General features: G+C 44.1%; 16 protein-coding genes and 2 tRNA genes. 3 read left to right on the top strand and 15 right to left on the bottom strand.

The features are described from left to right. Positions 1-63: 63 nt before the first annotated feature. The 3 genes from HXT19_RS00980 to HXT19_RS00970 all read right to left on the bottom strand — a co-directional run bounded on the left by HXT19_RS00980 (position 64) and on the right by HXT19_RS00970 (position 4338). The gene (locus HXT19_RS00980) at positions 64-2808 is read right to left on the bottom strand and encodes a polyribonucleotide nucleotidyltransferase (protein ID WP_004115946.1); all 2745 of its coding nucleotides are present in this window, start codon (positions 2806-2808) and stop codon (positions 64-66) included. A 434-nt stretch (positions 2809-3242) separates the two neighbouring features. Continuing rightward, on the bottom strand, positions 3243-3512 hold the full coding sequence (gene rpsO, locus HXT19_RS00975) for a 30S ribosomal protein S15 (protein WP_004111957.1): 270 nt from the start codon (positions 3510-3512) through the stop codon (positions 3243-3245). Between the two features lie 145 nt (positions 3513-3657). Continuing rightward, positions 3658-4338, bottom strand: a complete 681-nt coding sequence (locus HXT19_RS00970) for a DedA family protein (protein ID WP_009994439.1) — start codon at positions 4336-4338, stop codon at positions 3658-3660. 377 nt (positions 4339-4715) lie between these two features. Here HXT19_RS00970 and HXT19_RS00965 point away from each other — a divergent pair, with 377 nt between their 5' ends. Together HXT19_RS00965 and HXT19_RS00960 are read left to right on the top strand one after the other, a co-directional pair. Beyond that, entirely contained in the window at positions 4716-5363 is a 648-nt protein-coding gene (locus tag HXT19_RS00965; protein WP_004111953.1) for a hypothetical protein, read from the top strand. A 163-nt stretch (positions 5364-5526) separates the two neighbouring features. Beyond that, a tRNA-Ala gene (locus HXT19_RS00960) sits at positions 5527-5599 on the top strand. Positions 5600-6039: 440 nt separating this feature from the next. Here HXT19_RS00960 and HXT19_RS00955 read toward each other — a convergent pair. The 12 genes from HXT19_RS00955 to HXT19_RS00900 all read right to left on the bottom strand — a co-directional run bounded on the left by HXT19_RS00955 (position 6040) and on the right by HXT19_RS00900 (position 21711). Further along, positions 6040-8019: a serine/threonine protein kinase gene (locus HXT19_RS00955; RefSeq protein WP_101888071.1), complete on the bottom strand. Its 1980-nt coding sequence runs from the start codon at positions 8017-8019 to the stop codon at positions 6040-6042. A 157-nt stretch (positions 8020-8176) separates the two neighbouring features. Continuing rightward, positions 8177-9535, bottom strand: a complete 1359-nt coding sequence (gene murA, locus HXT19_RS00950) for a UDP-N-acetylglucosamine 1-carboxyvinyltransferase (RefSeq protein WP_180947172.1) — start codon at positions 9533-9535, stop codon at positions 8177-8179. Between the two features lie 88 nt (positions 9536-9623). Further along, positions 9624-11033: a metallophosphoesterase gene (locus HXT19_RS00945; RefSeq protein WP_101888073.1), complete on the bottom strand. Its 1410-nt coding sequence runs from the start codon at positions 11031-11033 to the stop codon at positions 9624-9626. A 481-nt stretch (positions 11034-11514) separates the two neighbouring features. Then, positions 11515-12369, bottom strand: coding sequence for a transcription termination/antitermination protein NusG (gene nusG, locus HXT19_RS00940; RefSeq protein WP_004118345.1), 855 nt, complete (start codon positions 12367-12369; stop codon positions 11515-11517). Between the two features lie 28 nt (positions 12370-12397). Continuing rightward, positions 12398-12613 (bottom strand): preprotein translocase subunit SecE, encoded by a 216-nt coding sequence (gene secE, locus HXT19_RS00935; protein ID WP_004111941.1) that lies wholly within the window; start codon positions 12611-12613, stop codon positions 12398-12400. 38 nt (positions 12614-12651) lie between these two features. Next, positions 12652-12727: transfer RNA gene (locus tag HXT19_RS00930), tRNA-Trp, on the bottom strand. 164 nt (positions 12728-12891) lie between these two features. Continuing rightward, positions 12892-14154 (bottom strand): pyridoxal phosphate-dependent aminotransferase, encoded by a 1263-nt coding sequence (locus HXT19_RS00925; RefSeq protein ID WP_101888074.1) that lies wholly within the window; start codon positions 14152-14154, stop codon positions 12892-12894. A 469-nt stretch (positions 14155-14623) separates the two neighbouring features. Beyond that, positions 14624-15769 carry a glutamate 5-kinase gene (gene proB / locus HXT19_RS00920; RefSeq protein WP_014554788.1) on the bottom strand — a complete coding sequence of 382 codons (1146 nt, stop codon included), beginning with the start codon at positions 15767-15769 and terminating at the stop codon, positions 14624-14626. Beyond that, positions 15770-17434 carry a GTPase ObgE gene (gene obgE, locus HXT19_RS00915; protein WP_004115954.1) on the bottom strand — a complete coding sequence of 555 codons (1665 nt, stop codon included), beginning with the start codon at positions 17432-17434 and terminating at the stop codon, positions 15770-15772. A 94-nt stretch (positions 17435-17528) separates the two neighbouring features. Next, positions 17529-17780 (bottom strand): 50S ribosomal protein L27, encoded by a 252-nt coding sequence (gene rpmA / locus HXT19_RS00910; protein ID WP_004106248.1) that lies wholly within the window; start codon positions 17778-17780, stop codon positions 17529-17531. A gap of 33 nt (positions 17781-17813) precedes the next feature. Then, positions 17814-18122, bottom strand: a complete 309-nt coding sequence (gene rplU, locus HXT19_RS00905) for a 50S ribosomal protein L21 (RefSeq protein WP_004111933.1) — start codon at positions 18120-18122, stop codon at positions 17814-17816. 181 nt (positions 18123-18303) lie between these two features. Beyond that, a complete protein-coding gene (locus HXT19_RS00900; RefSeq protein ID WP_246979491.1) occupies positions 18304-21711 on the bottom strand; it encodes an Rne/Rng family ribonuclease in 3408 nt (1135 codons plus the stop codon). A gap of 343 nt (positions 21712-22054) precedes the next feature. Between HXT19_RS00900 and HXT19_RS00895 the strand changes: the two genes are divergently transcribed. Further along, positions 22055-22996, top strand: coding sequence for an AEC family transporter (locus HXT19_RS00895; RefSeq protein WP_246979338.1), 942 nt, complete (start codon positions 22055-22057; stop codon positions 22994-22996). Positions 22997-23040: the final 44 nt, after the last annotated feature.

Below are 23040 nucleotides of genomic sequence, written 5' to 3'. Positions count from 1 at the left end.
CATTTAGAATTATTTTTATTTTATGCGACTACGCTTTTGTGCGTTCATCTATTTGACTTAAGATTAATCCTCGTCAAACGGGTCAAAATCGCGACGGATCCTACGACGAGGGCGCTCAGAACGCTCTTCGCGAGACGCGCGATACTCATCATAGTGATCGTCATCAGCTGCGTAACGTGGATTACGGTCGTTTCCACGACGATCGGCATTGCGATGAGCAGACCTATCTTCATGGCGATCATCGCGATTATCCCTGCGATCATCCCTATCATCATAACGATCTTCACGTGGAGCGCGTCGGCGAGGACGATCTTCAAAATCGTTGTTATCGTAACGATTATCCCTGCGATCATCCCTTCTGGAAGAACGATCCTCATAACGGTCAGAACGATCGCTTCTATCGTTTCGATCATTCCTATCGTCATAACGCGAATCACGATCATCACGAACATTACGGCGGCGAGGGCGCTCATCCCTATCGCCCCTATCATCCCTATCGTCACGTGGAGCGCGTCGGCGATCGCTTCTGCGATCATCCCTATCATCACGATCTTCGCGAGGAGCGCGACCACGGTTTTCGCGAGGCGCTGGAGCAGAAGATTCCTGATTCTCAAAACCTGGAATAGCCAAAGAAATCTTACCGCGCTCATCCACGCTTTGTACGATTACTTCTACGTTATCGCCTTCCTTAAGCACATCTTCAACAGTATCAATGCGCTCGCCATTAGCAAGGTTACGAATCTGAGAAATATGCAGCAATCCGTCACTTCCAGGAGTCAAGTTTACGAAAGCACCAAAGCTCGTTGTCTTAACAACCTTGCCAGTAAAAGTTTCACCAGCTTTTGGAATACGAGGATTTGCAATAGAGTCGATGATTTCCTTCGCCTTCTGAGCAGCTTCGCCGCCTTCAGAAGAAATATAAACAGTACCATCATCTTCAATGGCAATCTCGGCACCAGTTTCTTCTTGAATCTGGTTAATCATCTTGCCCTTAGGTCCGATTACTTCACCAATCTTATCTACAGGAATCGTAGTTGTGATAATGCGTGGAGCAAATGGGCTCATCTCAGCTGGGCAATCAATGCACTCGTTGATAACTTCAAGAATCGTTGCACGAGCTTCGTGAGCCTGCTGCAAAGCGGCAGCCAAAATATCAGCTGGAATGCCATCAAGCTTAGTGTCAAGCTGCAAAGCAGTGATGAACTCGGAAGTACCAGCAACCTTAAAGTCCATATCTCCGAAAGCATCTTCTGCACCGAGAATATCGGTCAAAGTCTTGAAGATATGCTTTCCATCAACATCTCCCGAAACCAAGCCCATAGCAATACCAGCAACTGGAGCCTTCAAAGGCACACCAGCGGCGAGCAAAGAAAGCGTAGAAGCACAAACAGATCCCATAGAAGTGGAACCGTTAGAACCAATAGCTTCAGACACCTGACGAATAGCGTATGGGAACTCTTCACGACTTGGCAAAACTGGCACCAAAGCCTTCTCCGCCAAAGCACCATGACCAATCTCGCGACGCTTTGGAGATCCAACGCGACCAGTTTCACCAGTGGAATATGGAGGCATTTCGTAATTGTGCATATAGCGCTTAGTCTGCGGACCAGAAAGCGCATCCACTTGCTGCTCCATCTTAAGCATATTCAAAGTAGTTACGCCCAAAATCTGGGTTTCACCACGCTGGAATAGCGCAGAACCGTGAACGCGAGGAACAATATCAACTTCTGCACTAAGCGTACGAATATCGCGCAAACCGCGACCATCAATTCTGTAATCTTCCGTTAAAATACGACGACGAACAATCTGGCGCTGCAACTCCTTGAAGGCGTTACCAAGTTCCTTTTCCTTCTCCTCATCGTCCATATCAGTAAACTCTTCTGCGATTGCAGCACGCACGCCTTCCTTAATCTCCGCAATGCGGTCTTGGCGTGGAAGCTTTTCAGCAATAGAAAGAGCCTCGTTCAAATCAGCATGAGCAATCTCATCGATTCTTGCATAAAGTTCGTCAGTGTATTCTGGGAACAGCTGGAATTCCTTGGTTTCTTTAGCTGCAATACGCTTCAACTCATTCTGAGCGTCGCAAATAACCTTAATAAAAGGCTTTGCAGCTTCCAAACCACCAGCTACAACTTCCTCATCTGGCTTGATTTGACCCTCGTTATAGATCAAATTCCAAGCGTTCTTGCCAGCGCCAGCTTCGATCATTGCAATAGCAACATCGCCATTTTCAATAACACGACCAGCAACAACAATCTCAAATACTGCACGCTCGCGCTCACTCCAACGTGGGAAAGCAACCCACTGACCATCAATCAAAGCCAAACGCACACCAGAAACTGGGCCTTCAAATGGCAATCCAGAAATCATAGTAGATGCAGATGCAGCATTCAAAGCAATAACATCGTATGCATCATCTGGATTAATTGCCAAAATTGTTTCAACAACTTGCACTTCGTTACGCAAAGTGTGTGGGAACAATGGGCGTAATGGGCGGTCAATAATACGGCACGCAAGTGTTGCCTCATTTGACGGGCGTCCTTCTCTGCGGAAGAAAGATCCTGGAATCTTTCCAGCAGCATACATTTTTTCTTCCACATCAACAGTTAATGGGAAGAAATCGTAATTTTCCTTTGGGCTAGATCCTGCAGTCGTCGTCGACAAAATCATGGAATCATCATCCAAATATGCGGCAACAGCACCGTCTGCTTGCTGAGCAAGGCGACCAGTTTCAAAGCGTAGCGTACGCTTTCCAAATGAACCATTATCAATAACGGCTTCTACAGCCTTAATTTCGGGACCCTCCACGGGTTCCTCCTTTTCTTAACTTACCTAATCAACCAACATGCGTAATAACATTGACAACTTCGCTTTTGTTATTTGTTTACCTCTAACATCCACGCGAATTTGCAAATTTGCATATGCCAATGTTTCTTTTCGTAGTGTTTTTTGTTTCGGCTACTTCAATCATCCATATTCAATTATGCTTCTAAATCTTCAGTTATAAATCTTATGAATCCTAAATTCTAAAATCCAAAAATATAAGTCTCTACAATATTTTCTATAGTTTTTCCATAACTCTACAAATTAGACACTATAAGTCTGTTTAAAACTAATAGATTTAATTCAAGCTTTTCTATTCTACTTCAAACCCACTAAAACCGATAAACCCGATAAATACATAATGAAAATATTCATCATGAAAATATAAAAGCCCGAGCTTATGCCCGGGCAAAAAAGACTTATCGACGCAATCCGAGTCGATCGATCAAAGAACGATAACGGTTGATGTCTACACGCTTCAAATAATCAAGAAGACGACGACGATCACCAATCATGAGCATCATACCACGACGAGAGTGGTGATCATGCTTATGCTCCTTCAAGTGATCAGTAAGGTCAGCAATACGCTTGCTCAACAAAGCAACCTGGACCTCTGGGGAACCCGTGTCACCCTCATGTGTCGCGTATTCGTTGATGATGCTCTTCTTATCTTCAGCCGTCAATGCCACGGCGTCCTCCTTAATATCACTGCGCGGTGCTGCAACCTTATGATGCAGCGCTCTCAATCCGCGGGCGTTACACGCCAAGTGTTGATTCTACAACAACGTGTTAACAAGATTAATTCGATTGAATACTCGTAATTCTACTAATACCCTACTTCTCCAAACATTTCTTAGCTTTGTTAGCAGCATGAGCTTTATAAAGTCCAATAAACGTTGGTACAAGAGAAATCAGCAGAATCGCCACTATAACAAGCTCAAAATTCTTCTGAACAAAAGGAATATTGCCGAAGAAATATCCGAGCATTGTAAAAAGCGACGACCATACCACTCCACCAAGAATCGAGAAAGGAGTAAAACGAGTCCAACGCATTCCAGAAATACCCGAAATAAAAGGCATAAAAGTTCGTATAAACGGGAAAAACCTACCTAAAAACACAGCAAGAGGACCCCATTTATCAATCATCTTCTCTGTTTTAGCAACGCGTTCTGGAGTCAATGCCTTAACTTTACCAGATTCAACAATTCTTCTGCCGAAAAAGTGTCCGATGAAATAATTGCACTGGTCGCCAACAATAGGTGCTATCCACACAACCGCGAGCAAAAGCATAAGCGGAAGAGAACTTTTACCAGTTTGCGAATCTGGAGCAGCAAAGAATCCTGCTGCAAAAAGCAAAGAATCTCCAGGCAAAAATGGGAAAAACACAACGCCTGTTTCAATAAAAACGATTAAGAATATCAATCCCAAAGCAGGAGCTGTACCTATAGCAATCCAACCAGCTATAGCTGAACGCGGGTCTTTAAGAAGATTAAGAATAAAATGAATAAATCCCATAAGAATACCTAAAATCCTGTTTTGTAGTGCCGTGTTGCACTTTTTATGCACGCATTTTGCGCGGATTAACAATTATATTGCACGCTTTAGATTATGAGATTATGATTTGAATCCTGAATTTGTTTCCTTAAAACCGATATTTGACTACAAAACCAAGAACGCTAGCGCACTTACCGTGCACACGCAACACAGACTAACGATTAAACATGCTGATTAACAAGATGATTAACAAGCTAACGATTCGAGATTTTTTACAGACAATCAGGCGTTTTTCGCGTATATTTTATTTTGCTGGTAATGTAGTCATTGAGAATTTGATATTACAAATTTGATCTAGCTTTAAAGTGTTTAACGCGTTTAAAGGAGAGTGGCAAAAGATGGATCAGCGTAAAGCAAACACTGATGCTAACGCAGATAAAACACTTGAATCACCTAACGAATTGGAATCTGAGCTATCGATAGCAGATATTTCCAAACGTCACTCTAATCCTAAACGCTGGATACTCTACTTTGCAGTGCTTCTAGCAGCAATAGTCATTCCATATTGGATAGGTAGAACATTAGCAGTACAACACACTTCATGGGTTGTTCAACATTATTCTGGTTTAACACCACAAGGCGTTGTGTTTATAGCATGGGTTACAACCGTTGCAACAGCTACAACACTAGCAATGGCATTAATAGAGTCTAAAAAATGGCTGTGGAGATTTTTATTCGTTATTTTTCTAACGATTGAACAATTTATAAGCGGCTTATGCTTGCTAAGACTAAGCTTTTGGTACTCAACATACGTCGTTTATGGGTCTGCAGCTGGACTAGCTAATGCAGCAAACCTTGGAATAATATCTGCAGGATTTGGCGTTGCTGTATACGCTGTTTTATTCGTAGGACTACTTGTAATAGTGCCTAAAACATCACGCTTAAATGTGCTGACTTGCAGCTGGGCATCATTTATAATGTTCTATACTATTGAAGTCTTAGCGATTCTTGTGGTGATTTTTGGCGGATTTATGACAGCAATGTAGCTTCCACATATGCATACTAAATGTGTGCACTATATGAAAATACAAATAAGCATTAGGCGCATTATTATTGACATTTAAACGTTTTTTGCAACACTCCATACTGGTTTAGCATTGTACTTTTACGCACCTTGTAGTACAGTGTGCAGAGTTGTTGTAGAACAATGGGGCTATAGCTCAGTTGGTAGAGCGCTTCGTTCGCATCGAAGAGGTCGTGGTTTCGATTACCATTAGCTCCACTAAGCCCACTGCATTCATTCCACCGCAGTGGGCTTTTTCTTTTCTTACTTACTATTGCGCGATTCCTTGTTTGCTGTTGCGCGAAGTTTGAGTATTTCTCTCCTCGCAAGTCCCGTCGCTACGCTCCTCTTTTATTGCTCGTATAGAAATACATCAAACCTTCTGAATATCTAAAACTTTTGCGTATCTTTCATCACCGAGATTCTCGATTTTTCTTGCTTCTTCAGCGAATCACCATTTCATGCTGCGAATCGATCTGCATGAGCGCTTAAAGCGTAGCGCGCGAATGCACTTCGATTCGCTGAGCTTGCTCAAAGTTGAAAGCACAGTGTGCTTTCAACGCAAGCGAAGACGTGAGCGCGCTGTAACGCGCGAGCGATACACCTCTTTCGCTGCAAAAAATCTCGAATCTCCACCGCACCTAGTGAATCCTTAAACATCAAATATCGCCATTGTCAAATATATTTTCAATTGAATCAATTAACGGATCTGCTTGGCTCATTATTTGCTTAACTCTATTGTCAACGTTTTTATTTTGCGACTTTATAGATCGCGCTAAATCTAACGCGTCGTCAAAAATATTTTCAATACTATCTTGACTAACAGCATAAGACTTAAATAAACTAATCCACGATTTTAGCGAATTAAAAACAAGTTCACACGCATCTATTTTTACAATCTCGTTCTGATTTTTCTTAGCATTTTCAATAAAATTATGCAATTTCGTAATATAATCAACATTTTGCGGCTTGTATTTTCCTTCCGCATAAGATGCAAAGCCTAAATACTCACTTCCAATCGAATAATACATTGATGCCAACTCATAGTCTCTTGATTTAACACCTTTTAACGCTTCTTTAAACCATTCAGACGCTGCTGTTATGCGAGTTTTTCTATTTGAATCACTAACTTCTTCCCCGTTTTCAACGCTATAGTACCAATATGCTTTGCCCACGGATAAGCACAACTCATACCAATCTTCAGATTTTTTAAGCATGTTTTTATACTCATTGATCAATGCTGTAAAATCTTCTCTTTCATCAAGAGTCCACCGAAAATCTTCAATTTGATGCACTAAAAGTCTGAGTATTGGTTGAATGGAAAGCGGCTGAATATTGGCATTAAAAAGTTTTATTTGCAATCGCATGGCTTGCTTAACATTTTGAATCACCTGCTTAGAATCCATTGATTTTGCCGCTGTTCTCATGTAGTTTTTATATTTTTCAACATCACTTATTTTCTCTATAGCATTCTTGTTTCTTTTTTCACGATTGTCACGAGCCACTCGCGCATAATCATTTTTTCGACTATTTATTTGACTATTTGATGTTAAAGAATGCAACGATGTTCCTATCAAAAAGCAGCCAATAATCACCATTAGTATGCAGCAAATAATTTTGATTACAATATTTCGATGAGTATTTCCACTACTCTTTTTATGACTATTTTTACGGATACTCCTACGGCTACTCTTACGCCTATCGCGACGATTATTCTTATAATGATTTACACGCGACCTGATATTTTCTATACCCTCTACGTCGGAATCTAAATTGTCACCTAAATAATTTTCTAAGCAATCCTCTAACGACTGAGCAAATTCTTTACAATCCGCATAACGCTCCAAAGGATTTTCTAACATGGCGCGCATTAAAACAGCTTGAAGATCGTTAGCAAAACCACCATCAGCTAAGTCGAAGTTAGTAAAGTGCTTTGTAGCATCATAATGCTCTGAGTTTTCTGAGTCTATAGTCTTATTATCAGAAAAACATTTACCCGTAAGAGCAAACCACAATGTAGCACCAAGAGAATACACATCAGTAAAAACGCCTATTTTGGATTCAGGCTTAAAAAGTTCTGGAGCAGCAAATCCACGAGTAGCAAAACGCGCATCTTGTTTAAATCTGCTTGGTTGCACCAACACACCATCTTTATTTTTAATTTCTAATGCAGATCCAAAGTCAATTAAATAAACTTTTGAATCCGCACAAAGCATAATGTTAGATGGTTTTAAATCACAATAAACAATAGAAGGATTAAGTGAATGAAGATATTGCAATAAGCCACACAATCGTATACCTAAATTACACACTTCGGCAGGACTCATAACACCTTCTTGTAAAATCATTGATTTTAAAGAAAATCCGTCAACATAGTCGCGAACAGCGTATGCTCTGCCATTCTCCTCAAAAAAATCAACAATTCTAGGTATAGAAGGATGATTGCAATGATTTAAAACCTCAACTTCTGCGCGCAAAGACTGCAAAATCAAGGCTTTTTTATCGTCATCAAAATCAGTAGCAGTTTCTTTTATAGCCCACTGCTTATGAAGAACATTATCTACCGCAAGATAAACAGTAGATGTTCCTCCAGCTCCAAGTTTTCCGAGAATCTGATATCTTCCGCCCACACAAACCATATTTGCCGCACTTTCATAAAATCAAAATGACAATAATCCTGTGCTGCAAACTTTATAGACTAATTTGCGTATTGAAAATACTTATAGAACAATGTGTACCAAAGCCATCAAAACCCTAGAAAAATAAGGGAAAAGTTATCCACATTGCTCACATTGCTCAATCAATATCCGCGCCAAGAGCAGTCAACTTACCGCGGAAATCTGCATAACCACGGTCAATAAGCGAAATACCCTTAACATTAGATGGACCCTTAGCTGCAAGAGCCGCAATAAGATGACTAAAACCGCCTCGCAAATCAGGAACATCAATATCTTGACCAGTAAGAGGCGTCGGACCAAAAATCACAGCAGAATGCTTGTAATTTCGCTGCTGGAATCGGCAAGGAAGAGAACCTAAGCACTCGCGATACAACTGAATCATAGCGCCCATTTGAACAAGTGGTTTTGTAAACCCAAAACGATTCTCATAAACAGTTTCGTGAACAATACTCAAACCTTTAGCTTGAGTTAAAGCAACAACAATAGGCTGCTGCCAATCAGTCATAAAACCAGGATGGACATCGGTTTCAATAGCAACAGGATGCAAATCACCACCCGGATGCCAGAAGCGAATACCGTTATCAGTAACGTCAAACTGACCACCAACTTTACGGAACACGTTTAAGAAGGTCATCATCTCCGGCTGAGTAGCCCCTTTAATAAACACGTCACCATGAGTTGCGAGCGCAGCAGAAGCCCAAGATGCTGCCTCAATCCTATCTGTTAAAGCCGTATGATTGTAGCCTTGAAGCTTATCAACACCCTCAATCCTAAATGTGCGATCAACGTCAACAGAAATAATAGCGCCCATTTTCTGCAAAACAGCCACCAAATCCATAATTTCTGGCTCAATTGCAGCACCCGAAAGCTCTGTTTTACCTTCTGCAAGCACGGCTGCAAGAAGAGTTTGCTCAGTGGCACCAACCGATGGATAAGGTAGATGAATTTTAGTGCCATGCAAGCCGTTAGGAGCAGTAATATGAATACCATCCTCATGATCTTTATCTACATTCGCACCAAGTTTACGCAAAGTTTCAAGATGGAAATCTATTGGACGCCCTCCAATATTGCACCCACCTAAAGCTGGGATAAAAGCCTCACCAAGTCTATGAAGAAGCGGACCAGAGAAGAGAATAGGTATTCTAGAAGATCCAGATAATGTATCTACGTCTGCAACATCAGCAAGCTGAACATTGCTTGCGTCAATACTAACAACGCCTGCAGCACCATCGACATCTACGTTTACTCCATGCAAACGCAGCAAATCAGAAACAACGTGAACATCTCTGATTTCTGGAACATTCTTTAACACGGATTTCCCAGGAGCAAGCAAAGCTGCAACCATTGCTTTACTAACAAAGTTTTTTGCACCACGAACTTTAATAGCTCCGTTAAGCGGCTTGCCACCTTCTACATGCAAAACGTCTGCAGCGTCAATGCCACTTTCGTTCTGTTCAGCCGTATTATGCGCAGACACATTTACCTCTTTCGTTTGCAACTAAAACTAATCACTATAATACCGACATGCGTGCCAATAACACATACCAATTCGAGCATTAACCAAGCTACTTTGCTGCGCGAGACCGCCATCTTCTCAATAGCCTTGCAAAAAGCGAAGGTTTTTGCAATAAATCTACTTCTGGCAAATCGTGATCGCAATCCGCGTTTAGACCATAAGTATACGCCTTTTTAGACGAAGGTTTTCCAACTAAATCACCAAATTCAAGCATTTGCGTTCTAGGCTCGTATGGGTGACGTATGTCAAATTCGATAAGTCTTGCACCACATTTAGATGCAGCTGGCCCATAAGATCCAAAACCACACGTTGCAGTAGACATAAGTAGCATATCCGAATCTTTACAACGTCCAGCAAACGCGTTTCTGTGATCATGCCCTGCGCAGAAAGCGAAAGTGCCAATCTTTTGCAAAATATCATATTCCCCACTGTCTTTATCTGGGCAACTCACACCTTCTCCAAGATAACCATCTGGCAAAATGCGATTATCGTCTAAAGCATAATATCTCCCAGCAAAACGCCTGTACCCCTCGATCGCATGTTCCTGAGACGCATAATCTTTAGAAACTTCACGCATTAAACCATAGTATTGAGGAAGAGGAAAATGCTGGAAAACACAGAATTTTGGAGGCGATAACTTTGGCAAATTTCTCAAAAAATCAAGTGCCTTATCCGAAGGTTTCCCATAACCTCCACTCTTCTCATAGTCTCCAGAATTAACCAAAACTAATGAAAATATAACATTTTCCTGATTCACATCCATAACTGGAAGCGCAAACGTACCAGCTTCACAAGGAAAAATAATTTGATTTGGCAATATGCATTTAGTAGATTGCAAAGCTGCAACATTGCAACTAGAAGAATCATAATTATTCGACTTGTTTTGCGAAGAACGGTTCATGCAACCCTTAAACTCTTGATACAAAGAATCCAATTCTTCATTGCTTAACCCACATTGAAAATCATGGTTTCCGTAAGTCAGCGCCCATGGAATTGAACGATCTTCCAAAGGCTTCACCATACGCTTAATGTGCTCAATAACTTTTTTTCGCGTTGCATCTAGTTTTTCTGCATACGACTCATCCTTAGGCGAGTAATTATCAGAAAATCGTCCTGAGGAAGAGTCGAAAGCCTCCGAAGACCAGCGTCTGCGTACAAATGTATCCGCAAAATCTTTAACATATCCAGCAATTTGATTACCCGTAAAAATCACAATATCTGGCTTAACAGCATCACAAGCGGACTCTATAAGCCTAATTGTATCTTTGCTAATTTTTGGAGCATCCTGAACATCTGCAAACTGCAAAACACGAAATTTGCCAGAAAGATGGAATTGCAATTTACCTAATCGTGCAGAAATAGACATCGGCAAATTAGCCAATTCAGAAGAATTAGCCGATTCAGAAGTGGGTAAAACTTTAGACTCATCGCTATTCGTAGATTCTGCAATTTCTGACATGATTCAAGCATACGGCACATCAGAGAACAGTATCAACAAAAGATTTAACAAAATTCAAAGAATTTAACGCGAAATTATTAAGACTGCACTCGAACTACAGAAAAATAAAGAAATATACACAAAAATGGCGAAACGTAGAGATTTTTTACAAGATTTTCAGGTAATTCACAGGCAATAACATCTTTGTCTTAAGTAAAGGATGCCTATTATAGAGACATCAAGGAAAAAGCAAATCAACATAACGAATGATTTGCAAGAACTAATAACTGAACCTCTCTTCTTCTCTTCTCTTTCATAACCCCGGGTTAATAGCTCGGGGTTTTTGATTACATTATAAAAAATTACATTACAAAATTACGGATTATCCCCCCCCCAAAAAAAACAAAGCAAAACAAAAGTCGGGATGCAGCAAACACCACACCCCGACTTATGCACTGATAAAATCAGATACGCGCAACAATCACAAAACGCGCATTAAAAATCAAACAATAGGCTCTACCTGGTTAAATCCAAGCTCCACAGGAGTTTCGCGACCGAAGATAGAAACAAGAACCGTAAGCTTCTGCGTTGTAGGATCCACATCCGATACCACGGCAGCCATAGTCGCAAATGGGCCATCGGTAACTGTAACTTGATCGCCAACCTTGTAAGCCACCTCAACGGTACGCTTACGAGCCGCAGCAGGCTTATCTCCAGCCTTCTTCAAAGCCTCAGACGCAATCATAGGAGCCATCATATCGATAACTTCCTTACGGCTAAGAGGAGCAGGCTCCTTAGATGGGCCAACAAAACCAGTAACGCCTTCAGTTTCGCGCACAATACGACGAGCATTCTCATCTGGCCACATACGAATAAGCACATAACCTGGAACGCGAACGCGGGTAATAACCTTCTTACCCTTGTCGGTGTGCTTTTCAACCTCTTCCATTGGCACTTCAATCTGGAAAATCTTATCTTCCAAACCAAAGCTTTGTACACGAGATTCAACGTTAGTTTTAACGCGCTTCTCGTAGCCAGAATAGGTGTGGAGAACGTACCACTTGCCTTCAAGAGTGCGCAAAGTCTTAGAGAATTCCGCAACAGCGGCAGCACCAGCATCTGTAGGATCAACTTCTTGCGCAGCGGAAGAATCGCCAGCAACCGTTTCAGCAGGCTCAGCAGGAGACTCGGTCTCACCAGCTACGTTTTCACTATTTTCAGAAGCATCTTCTACGACAACAGTATCTGCAGCATCTGCGTTCTCAACATTTGCAGCATCAACCGAAATATCAGCTGCGTCAAAATCCGCAAGATCATTCACAGAATCAACATTTTCGAGATTCAACTCGTCAGTCATATTCGCACACCCTCAAAATTCGTTGAAATCAGCCAAACAGCCACATAACAGACTTACCCAAACCGAAGTCCATAACAGTGACGAAAACCATCAAGAAAATAACAAAAATAAACACGGAAGCTGACCAAGCAAACAATTCCTTGCCGTGAGGAGCAACGACTTTGCGAGTCTCATCAATAGTTTGCTTAATGAACATGCCAATACGCATGAACAAATTCGGCTTCTTCTCTTTTGCCTTGGCCATGCTTGAATCCTTCGTTTGAAAATTGTTAACAATAAAACTGGCAGGGACGGCGGGACTCGAACCCACAACCTACGGTTTTGGAGACCGTTGCGCTACCAATTGCGCCACATCCCTAGGTGAACTTGCTAATCATACCTTAAAAAGATTGACTTGGCAAAACCGCCAAATAGATATGTTAGCGGAAGGGCAAGATTTAAGGGTTTTATTATGATTAGCGAGTGTCGCTAAACGCGCGGTTGCTGGCGACTTTTGCGCGCGTAAACAACGCGCTGGCGCCTTTAAAACGCACTGCCGCCTTCAATCCACTGCTTCATACGCCTCATACCTTCGGCAAGCTGACTGTCTGCTAAAGCACACGAGAATCGCAAGTGGCCAGGCGCACCAAAAGCCTCTCCAGGAACAGCGGCAACATGCGCTTCATCAAGAAGCATTTGCGCAAGCACAGACGACGTGCCTGGAATCTTAGAATCCTTGCCCATCGGGCGATCAAGTAGTGCCTCAACGTTTGCAAACGCGTAGAAAGCTCCGTGCGAAAGAGGGCAAGTCACGCCATCAATATCGTTTAACGCCTGCACAATAGCCTTGCGACGAGCATCGAAGGAATCACGCATTTTTGCAACTTCATCTAAGGTCCCACCAACCGCTGCAAGAGCTGCTCGCTGTGAAATATTGGAAACGTTAGACGTCATGTGGCTTTGAAGCTTAATCGCAGCTTTTGCGACATCAAGCGGCGCAACCATCCAGCCAACACGCCAACCTGGCATTGCGTACGTTTTAGCAACACCGTTCAAAACAAGCAGCTGGTCGCGCACTTCTGGCACTTCTACGCCAATATACGACGTTTTTACGCCGTCGTAATGCAAGTGCTCGTAAATCTCGTCGGAAAGCACCCAAATATGGTGTTTTACAGCCCATTCGCCAATCGCGCGAATCGTTTGTGCGCTCCAAATAGCGCCTGTTGGATTAGAAGGCGAAGTTACAATAATCGCACGCGTGCGTGGGGTACGAGCCGCCTCAATCGCCTCAATATCTGGCTCAAAACCGCGATCCGCGCCAGACATAACAGGCACAGGCACGCCACCTGCAAGTTTTACTGCCTCTGGGTAGCTTGTCCAATATGGCGCTGGGATTATAACTTCATCGCCATCGTTTAACAAAATCTGGCATGCTTCGTAAACAGCTTGTTTGCCGCCATTCGTTACAACAACTTGATTTGGGGAAACATCGTAGCCAGAATCGCGCTTGACTTTGCGCGCAATCGCCTCGCGAAGCTCTGGAAGACCAGCTGTAGCCGTGTACTTGTAGTTTTTTGGGTCTTTGCATGCGGCGGCTGCGGCTTCAACAATGTAGAGCGGCGTTGGAAAATCAGGTTCGCCTGCGCCGAAGCTAATAACGTCGATTCCTGCGGCTTTCATTGCTTTTGCTTTGCCATCTACAGCAAGCGTTGCACTCGGTGCCACTTTGTTAATGCGATTGCTCATAGAGCGCCATTGAGAGTTTGATGCGTTTGCTGCCGTATTTGCTGCGATATTTTCTGCCATACTCTACAGTGTAACCATTACACGTTATTTCCCGATTTTGTTCCCATATTTTGCAATTTGGGAAACAAACGCGGGCGAATCGAGGCATTTCCTTGTTTGGTGTTGCGCGAGGGCTGGCTAATTCTTGTCTCACAACGCTCTGCCTCTTACGCGTTGCTTGTTGTTGCGGTTGTTCCGTTTTGTCTTTAATTTTGTTTTTGGGTTGAAGTTTGTTTGTAGTGGTGACTCATTGGATTATTTGGTATCGGCTGCCGCTCTTATATTGTTCGACCAAGAATCACCCATCCCTCTTACAAGTCTTAACAATTGCGTACCACTTAATCACCGAGATTCTCGATTTTTCTTCTTCATTCGATGAATCACCATCAAAGATGCTGAGGTTCATCTCATTCAGGGCGAAAAATCTCGAATCTCCACCTCACTTGGCGAAGCTTTAAGCGCACATGCAAATCGATTAGCAAGTAGAAGATTATAAAAGCACAAGATTGTCGCGATGCACCACAGGATGCGCGTATTGCCGCCCCAAAGTCGCCTCTAAATCGTCTGTTGTAAGCCCCATTACCTGCGGTATCTCATCTGAATCAAATGCAACTAGCCCTTTGGCTAAATGATTGCCATGCTCGTCATCAATCCACACTGGATCACTTGCAGAAAAGTCACCAGCAACCCCTACGATTCCAGCAGCCAGCAGGCTTGCTTTCCCTCCTCGAACAGCTGCAGCTGCACCAGAATCTACAATAATCGAGCCATGCGGATTAGACGCAAAACCAATCCAAAGTCTTCTGGAAGACGCGCGCGAATTTAGTGGCGCGAACACGGTTCCAACTGCTTTCCCCGATAGTGCGCCCTCCGCGTTACTAGCACATGTCAAAAGCGTTGGGATTCCAGAAACAGCAGCAACGTGCGCTGCATCCATCTTGGTTATCATTCCGCCTGTGCCTACACCCGAAATGCTGGAGCCAACTTTAACATCATCTAACGCGCGCGTAACATCGGGAACAAAACCAATCCGCTTAGCATCTGGTTCGCTAGGCGGAGCCGTGTAAAGCGCGTCAACATCTGTTAAAAGAACCAGCGCATCTGCTCGCACAATGTTCGCCACAAGCGCCGCAAGCCTATCGTTATCACCAAAACGTATTTCGTTGCTAGACAGAGCATCGTTTTCGTTTACGATTGGCACAACGCCTAATTCCAGCAGCCTAAGCATTGTGCGTTGGGCATTACGGTAACGCGAAGGACTTATAGTAACGTCTGCCGTTAGTAGCATTTGCCCTACTCTTATGCCGAATTCCGCAAATGCTGACTCATATTGGTACATGAGCAAGCCTTGTCCAACTGATGCTGTTGCTTGCTGAGTAGGCACATCTTTAGGACGTTCATTAAAACCAAGTAGTCCAAATCCCGCTGCGATAGCACCAGAAGATACTAAAACTACATTAGCTCCAGACATTTGAGCACGGCTAATAGCCGTAACAAGAGCACGTAATTTTTGCACGTCTAAATGACCAGATAAGTCTGTAAGCGAGCTAGAGCCAACTTTTACGACTATTGTGTTCGCATTGCTAATTGAACGCCGAATCTCATCTTCGGTAGGCTCAACTGCCTTATTAATCATTTACTCACCACGTCCAAATAAACTCTGCTCATCGTGTTTGTCGTCATCTACCGATGGATCTGCCCAATGACCTTGCTTTCTCTCCGCCATCATCGCATCTCTCACAGCGCTCTTTGCATCCATCATCATGTGATAATCGCGTCTGCGCTCCGCATTCGTGCGTCTTGCACCTCTAGGGTCATTTGCTTCAAGTCGCAAGTCTTTTCCACGCGCGCCCAAGCTAGCGCCGTCCAAACCTTCCGCACCTGCTGCAATGCTTGGATCCCAGTCGAAGCAAACCATGCGGTTTCCGCGACCAATCCTAATCTCGTCTCCTGGACGTGCACCCTTCTTGCGCAACTCGTCTTCCACACCAAGTTTTGCTAAGCGATCCGCCAAATAGCCAACTGCCTCGTCGTTGTCGAAGTTTGTTTGCACAACCCAACGCTCTGGCTTAGCGCCCGTAACAGTAAACCAGAAGTCGCCATTTTTGTCTTCTTCGCGCTCGATTGTAAAGTCGCTAGCACTTCCGCGGCCATCATCTCTGCGTCGTCTCAATGCTGGCTGTTCAAGCGGCTGAATAACAACTCGCTCTTCTTCTCGCGCTGCCTCTTGCTCAGCAAGCTTTTCGCGCATACTAGCCACCATCTTTCCAAGCGCAAAACCAAGCTCTTTCAAGCCTTCGTGAGACGCAGTAGAAATCTCAAAAACTGGAAAGCCCATTTTTTCAAAGTCGCTTCGCACAAATTCTGCCAACTCTTTTGCCTCTGGCACATCAATCTTGTTTAGCACGATAATTCGCGGACGCTCTGGAATCGGAATTGCTCCAAGCGGCAAATCCAACTTGTTTGCGTATTGCGAAAGCTCGTGTTCCAAAGCCTTATAATCGCTGATTGGATCGCGATTGGGTTCAAGCGTTGCGCAGTCGATTACGTGGGCGATTATTTCCGTGCGCTCAATGTGGCGCAAAAATTCTAGACCAAGCCCTTTTCCTTCGGAAGCTCCTGGAATCAATCCTGGCACGTCTGCGATTGTGTAGCGGTATTCACCAAAGCTGACTACACCAAGGTTTGGAACAAGCGTTGTAAACGGATAATCTGCGATTTTTGGTTTTGCAGCGCTGATTGAAGCTACAAGACTTGACTTTCCTGCAGACGGGAAGCCCACTAGCGCGACGTCTGCTATCGACTTTAGTTCTAGGATTACGTCTCGTTCTTCGCCAGGTTCGCCTAGTAGTGCAAAACCTGGAGCGCGGCGAGTTTTATTGGCAAGAGCGGCGTTTCCAAGGCCTCCAGCACCTCCTGCTGCGACTACGAATGTGTCGCCTACATGTTGCAAATCCGCCAAAACATTGCCTGGCTTTTTTTGCGCGCCCGATGCACCCTTCGCCTCAAAAATTACGGTTCCGACTGGCACTGGCAACATAAGGTCTTCTCCTTTGGAGCCGTCCTTTGTATCACCTAAACCCATTGTGCCACTCTGCGCTACGCGATGTGGAATGAATCGGTAGTCGAGTAGGCTGTTAGCGTTGCGATCGGCTACGAATATAACGCTTCCGCCATTTCCGCCATTTCCGCCGTTTGGACCTGCAAGTGGCTTGTATTTTTCTCTGCGCACGCCTGCGGATCCGTTGCCGCCGTCGCCGCCTTTAACGTGTACTGTTACTCGATCTACAAAATCGCTCATAACTTTTACCTTACTTGATGCTCAATACTCGCCAGATTTGCAAAAACAAAAAAGCCGCACCGAACGGGGTGCGGCTAGAAGATTAATGAGTTACTCAGGCGGTAACTACGTCTACAACCTTGCGATCGCGACGAATGCCGAACTTCACATTGCCGTCCACCAAAGCGTACAGCGTGTGATCCTTACCCAAAGCAACGTTCTGTCCTGCATGGAACTTGGTGCCGCGCTGGCGAACAATAATGTTTCCAGCCACAACAGCTTCTCCACCGAACTTCTTAACGCCAAGATATTGCGCCTGTGAGTCGCGACCGTTGCGCGAGCTAGACGCACCCTTCTTATGTGCCATCTTGCTGTCCTTTCAGGTTTATAACACCGTCAATCAGGCGATGGCCGTGATCTTGACGAGAGTCAACTTCTGACGATGACCCTTGCGGCGAGCCACGCCAGTCTTGTTCTTATACTTCATAATGCTAATCTTTGGACCCTTAGCTTCGTCGTTAAGAACTTCTGCCTTAACTGTGATCTTTGCAAGATCCTTAGCGCTTAAGGTCACCTTAGCACCGTCAACAACGAGCGCGACCGGGAATTCCACGGTATCGCCCTTCTTTGCATCGAGACGGTTTACGAGGATGGCGTCTCCAACCTCAACCTTCTCTTGATGGCCACCGGCCTTCACAATCGCGTACATAATTCGTTCCTTAGCTAAATTGAAAGCTTTACTATTGCCTCACGCGCAGCGTTGAACCTGCGGCAAGACACCGACTATCAAAATTACACCGACCCCTGTACTAACGTCAAGTCTTAATTCATAAAGTCGAAATAAGCAATAGACATTATTGTACTCGAGCCGTATACTTTGCGTCTATTTTTTAGTTTTCACTAGATTCTTGAGAGCTTTCTGTGGATTCTTGAGATTCTTGCGAATCATCAGATTCCTCAATTTTCCCGACTACCTGCGATTCTTCACTGCTTTCTGCAGATTCATTACTCGCATCTACTGCAGAAAAGTCGCCAGCAACCGAAGATTCATCAACACTGTCAACACTGTCAACAACACTATCACCTGCATCGCCATTATTAGCAACGTCATCTGCAGCTACAGCATTCACATCATTATTGTTATCGTCTTTATTATCGTTACCGTCTTTTTCGTCACTTTTACGCAAAGACTCCTCCAAGAAAGCCGACGACGCTGCAGCGGCAGCAATACGCGCTAATTTGGCGCGAACATCCGCACTGGACTCCTGCTTAACCACAGGCATAGGGTCCGCAATACTTCCATGACCATGCTTATTGGTTTTAATAAACGGATCACCGCCCTTAAGCGCGTAAGGATCCGCATACTCCGAAGACACAGTCGGCTCGTCGTGAAGAATAAACCCACGACCCTTGCAAGTCGGGCACTCCTCCGAAAACGCCTCGACCAAACCCTGTCCAACGCGCTTACGAGTCATTTGGACGAGACCAAGAGATGTAACCTCCGCAACCTGATGCTTTGTGCGGTCGCGCGCAAGACACTCAACAAGACGGCGCAAAACAAGATCGCGGTTCGCTGGCATAACCATGTCAACGTAATCGATCATAACCATGCCGCCAATATCGCGAAGTCGCAGCTGACGCGCAATCTCCTCGGAAGCTTCCAAATTGCAGCGAGTCACAGTTTCTTCCAAAGACTTACCGCGACCAATAAAACGACCCGTATTTACGTCAATCGTTGTCATTGCCTCCGTTCGGTCAATAACAATCGAACCGCCTGCAGGAAGATAAACCTGGCGCTCCATGCCCTTTCTAAGCTGGCTGTCGATTTGCCACTTGTCGAACACGTCTTTGCCTTCATGCTCAGCAGGATCCCAATACTCAATCTTGCTGCGCAAATCAGGAGCCATCATCTCCAAGTATTCACAAATGCGGTCATACGCGCCCTTGCCTTCCACAATCATCTTTTGGAAGTCATCGTTAAATATGTCTCGAACAACACGAATTGCCACATCTGGCTCGCCTTGCAAAAGCTTTGGCCGCTTGCCATGCAAGAACTCTTCTCGCTTCGCTTCGATTCGTTCCCACTGTTTTACAAGCGATTCAAGGTCTTTTTCAATCGCATCTTCACTAGCACCATCTGCGGCGGTTCTAATGATTATGCCCATGTCTTTAGGCGCGATTTTGCTTACGATTGCGCGAAGTCGGCTGCGTTCACGGTCGGATAGCTTGCGACTTACGCCCGTCATAGCTCCAGACGGAACAAGCACAAGGAACCTACCAGCAAGCGTTACTTGAGATGTTAGTCGCGCACCCTTATGGCCTATAGGGTCCTTAGTAACCTGCACTAAAACAGGGTCTCCTGCCTTAAACGCAAGCTCCATTCTTCGCGGCTGTCCTTCTAATCGGGTTGTATCCCAGTTGACTTCGCCAGCGTAAAGCACGCCGTTTCGGGCTTGACCAATGTCTACGAATGCAGCCTCCATGCTTGGCAGCACATTTTGTACACGACCAAGGTAAATATTTCCTACTGTTGCAACTTCTTGAATATCAGAAACATAGTGTTCTACAAGAATATTGTCTTCGATTACAGAAATTTGCGTGTGACGATCGCGTTCACGCACAACCATAAGTCGGTCAACGTTTTCACGCCTTGCCAAAAAGTCTTGCTCCATAAGCAAGTTTTGGCGATTACGCTCCCTGCGATTGTCACGACGACGCTGCTTTTTGGCTTCAAGTCGCGTAGAACCTTCAATATCCGTAATCTCATCAATATACTGCTGTTTTCTAGATCTTCGACTAGATGAATCGGAGTCTATTGACACAAAACGCGATTGTGTGCTTTGTGAATTTTGCGAACTTTGCGAACTTGAGGAACTTTGAGACGAATCGTCAGAAGATTTCGACCTGCGACGACGGCGACGACGAGTGTACACTTCCTCGTCATCTTGAGATCGCAACTCGTCTGGATCTGGAATTAAATCGCGGTCTTCTTGAGAAACTTCTATTTCGTTTATGTCATAATCGTCAGCGTATGAAGAATCATCCGAAGATAGGCCGGATGTTGTTCTACGGCTTGATCTATCAGACTTATCTGTCCTATCTTCCTTATCTGCGCGAGACGGTCTGCGACGACGGCGACGACGGGTTATCATTTCTCCGTCTTCATCATCATTATTTTCTAAATCAGAAGTTTTTGTATACTTGCGGGTTGATTTAGAATCTACATCATTATCTGACTCAACACTATTTTCAATTCTTTCGTCAATTACATCATCGATTGGAGAATAAACTATGTCGTCGTATTCAAGGTCTTCTTCTATTTGCTCGACTTCTGCGGCGGCGCGTCTTTCGGCAGCGTTTAGTCTGCGATTCTTGCGTGACTTTCTATGATTTTGATCATCGTAATTATCCTGATTGTCACGATTCTTACGACCATTATTGTTATTCTCGCTATATTTGTCACCATTATCTTTGTCAAGGTTAGCTTTATCAAAATTAGACTTATCCAAGCTATCCTTATCCAGATAATCTCGATTATTTCTACTTATTCTGCTATCGCTTCTATTATCAATTTCGTTTAAATCTTCAGGATTTGCACGATTGGATCGATCTGTGCGATCTGCACGATTTACTCTAGAACGCACACGAATAACACGTGTATCATCGTCAGATTCAGAATCATAGTTATCGTCAAAATTGTTACGATTATTGCGATTTTTGCGACTACGTACTCTACTTAAATCCTCGTCTTCATTACGATTCTTCCTGTCATTCCTGCCAGAACGCGTTTTACGCAACTTTCGTGAACTGCGACTATTGTCTTTGTCTAAATCATCTCGACTGTTTTCTCTATCGCTTTCATTTGCATCATCGTCGTAATCTAAATCGCGCATACGACTATTGTTTTCAGGCAAACGATGAGGTAAAACAGGCTCCTGAAAAAGTAGCGATGTTATCGGCCTTACAGGAGTTTGGTGCTCAACAACACTTTCAGATTCAGTTTCCTCAGAGCGTGTATCGTAATCGTTTCCGCCTTGTACGTGTAGTTTCATCGATTCGCCAGCTGCTCCTGCAACTCTTACAACGCGTCTTCCAGCACGCCTGCGTCTTGTGCTTGACGCTGCGTCTTGCGAACCTGAAACCACATTGACAACACCTGCTGTAACGGGTGATGTAACAGTTGAAGCAGCTGCTGATCTTTGATCGTCAGCTGCGTTAGTAGATTCGTTCGCGCTTGAATTTGCTGCTACGAATGAAAGATTTTTATCTTCATTTTTATCATTATTGGCTTCGGGCACGGTGAAGCCTTCTCGTGTTACTCTGGGCACTATGCTCCTAGCGAAACTCTGCAATAGTTTCGCGCTCTTAGCCTGAAGAATGCACACGCTTATGCGAGCCACCCCTAAGGCTATCAATAAAGTCTAGCTGCACGACAGCGGACACCAGCCTCGCCCAAAATCATGCGTGAAAATCACGTGAGGGGATCGACGCCGTCGAATGCTCTGGCGGCTTGCAGCGCCACCGTTTTCTAGTATGCCATATTGCAACGTCAAATAACATGCGCCAATAAAAGTAACATACGCCAATAAAAGTCGATTGCGCATTACCCACAATCCAAAAATCAGCGCTAAAATCGTTTTCATGGGTTTAATCAGTGCTATGCAAGGCTTTTGCGTAATTGGCATCGTCATTGCCGCAGGGTACGTAACCGCGCGTCTTCGCATCGGCGGATTGCAAGCACAAATGGTGCTTAATCGCGTGAGTTTCTTCGTATCTAGTCCTTGTTTAATGTTTGCAATCCTTGCAAAAGAGCCAATTTTTGAGATTTTCCACTCGTCAATTTTTGTTGCGTTTTTCTCCGCAATGATTGTTGGCGTTGCATTTATTCTGCTTAATCGCCTGTTTTTCCACCTTCCTGCTGCGGATTGCACAATTGGCGCGCTTAACTCGCTTTACTTAAACTCAAACAACATTGGCTTGCCTGTTGCAACTTATATTCTTGGAAACCCTGCACTTGTTGCCCCAATTTTAGTTATGCAGCAAGCTGTTTTTACGCCTGTTGGACTAACGGTTTTAGATGTTACAACTACTGGAAAGTGCTCGCTTAAACGCATTGCTCAACAGCCGCTTAAACAACCACTTTTAATTGGTTCACTTGGAGGAATTATTATTTCGGCAATTTCCGCAAAAATTGGCTATTTTCCTGTTCCGAATTTTCTTTATGACCCGATTAAAATGATTGGCGATTCAGCGGTTCCTATGATTTTAATGGCTTTTGGAATGTCACTTTACGGCAGCAAGCCGCTACAAAAAGATTCTAATCGTGCTGCTATTGCGACTGTTGCTATTCTGAAAAACTTGATTATGCCAATTATTGCGTTTTTATTGGCTTATTTTGTTATGGGTTTCCGAGGTGCCACTCTTTACGCGTGTGTTGTGCTGGCGGCGCTGCCGACTGGTCAAAACGTGTACAATTACGCTGCAAGATACAATGTTGGCTTGAGTTTTGCGCGCGATGGAATCCTGTTTTCTACGGTTACGAGTCCGATTTGTATTGCGTTAATCGCAGCAGTTTTAGGGTGACTAATCCTCCCGCATTTGTTCCCTATTTAAGCAAATATAACTAC

This window comes from Gardnerella sp. DNF00038, assembly GCF_049262855.1.
GTDB classification, from domain to species: domain Bacteria; phylum Actinomycetota; class Actinomycetes; order Actinomycetales; family Bifidobacteriaceae; genus Bifidobacterium; species Bifidobacterium vaginale.
The sequence above is the reverse complement of the archived record's forward strand: the minus strand, read 5'-3'. Positions and strand labels throughout refer to the sequence as shown.

What these genes read in the sequence shown, in the direction of transcription:
- HXT19_RS00970 (WP_009994439.1), bottom strand. Translation starts at nt 4,338, where the DNA reads ATGGGATTTATTCATTTTATTCTTAATCTTCTTAAAGACCCGCGTTCA.
- HXT19_RS00955 (WP_101888071.1), bottom strand. Translation starts at nt 8,019, where the DNA reads ATGGTTTGTGTGGGCGGAAGATATCAGATTCTCGGAAAACTTGGAGCT.
- nusG (WP_004118345.1), bottom strand. Translation starts at nt 12,369, where the DNA reads ATGACTGACGAGTTGAATCTCGAAAATGTTGATTCTGTGAATGATCTT.
- rplU (WP_004111933.1), bottom strand. Translation starts at nt 18,122, where the DNA reads ATGTACGCGATTGTGAAGGCCGGTGGCCATCAAGAGAAGGTTGAGGTT.
- HXT19_RS00925 (WP_101888074.1), bottom strand. Translation starts at nt 14,154, where the DNA reads ATGGCAGAAAATATCGCAGCAAATACGGCAGCAAACGCATCAAACTCT.
- HXT19_RS00895 (WP_246979338.1), top strand. Translation starts at nt 22,055, where the DNA reads ATGGGTTTAATCAGTGCTATGCAAGGCTTTTGCGTAATTGGCATCGTC.
- HXT19_RS00965 (WP_004111953.1), top strand. Translation starts at nt 4,716, where the DNA reads ATGGATCAGCGTAAAGCAAACACTGATGCTAACGCAGATAAAACACTT.
- HXT19_RS00945 (WP_101888073.1), bottom strand. Translation starts at nt 11,033, where the DNA reads ATGTCAGAAATTGCAGAATCTACGAATAGCGATGAGTCTAAAGTTTTA.
- rpmA (WP_004106248.1), bottom strand. Translation starts at nt 17,780, where the DNA reads ATGGCACATAAGAAGGGTGCGTCTAGCTCGCGCAACGGTCGCGACTCA.
- proB (WP_014554788.1), bottom strand. Translation starts at nt 15,769, where the DNA reads ATGATTAATAAGGCAGTTGAGCCTACCGAAGATGAGATTCGGCGTTCA.
- secE (WP_004111941.1), bottom strand. Translation starts at nt 12,613, where the DNA reads ATGGCCAAGGCAAAAGAGAAGAAGCCGAATTTGTTCATGCGTATTGGC.
- obgE (WP_004115954.1), bottom strand. Translation starts at nt 17,434, where the DNA reads ATGAGCGATTTTGTAGATCGAGTAACAGTACACGTTAAAGGCGGCGAC.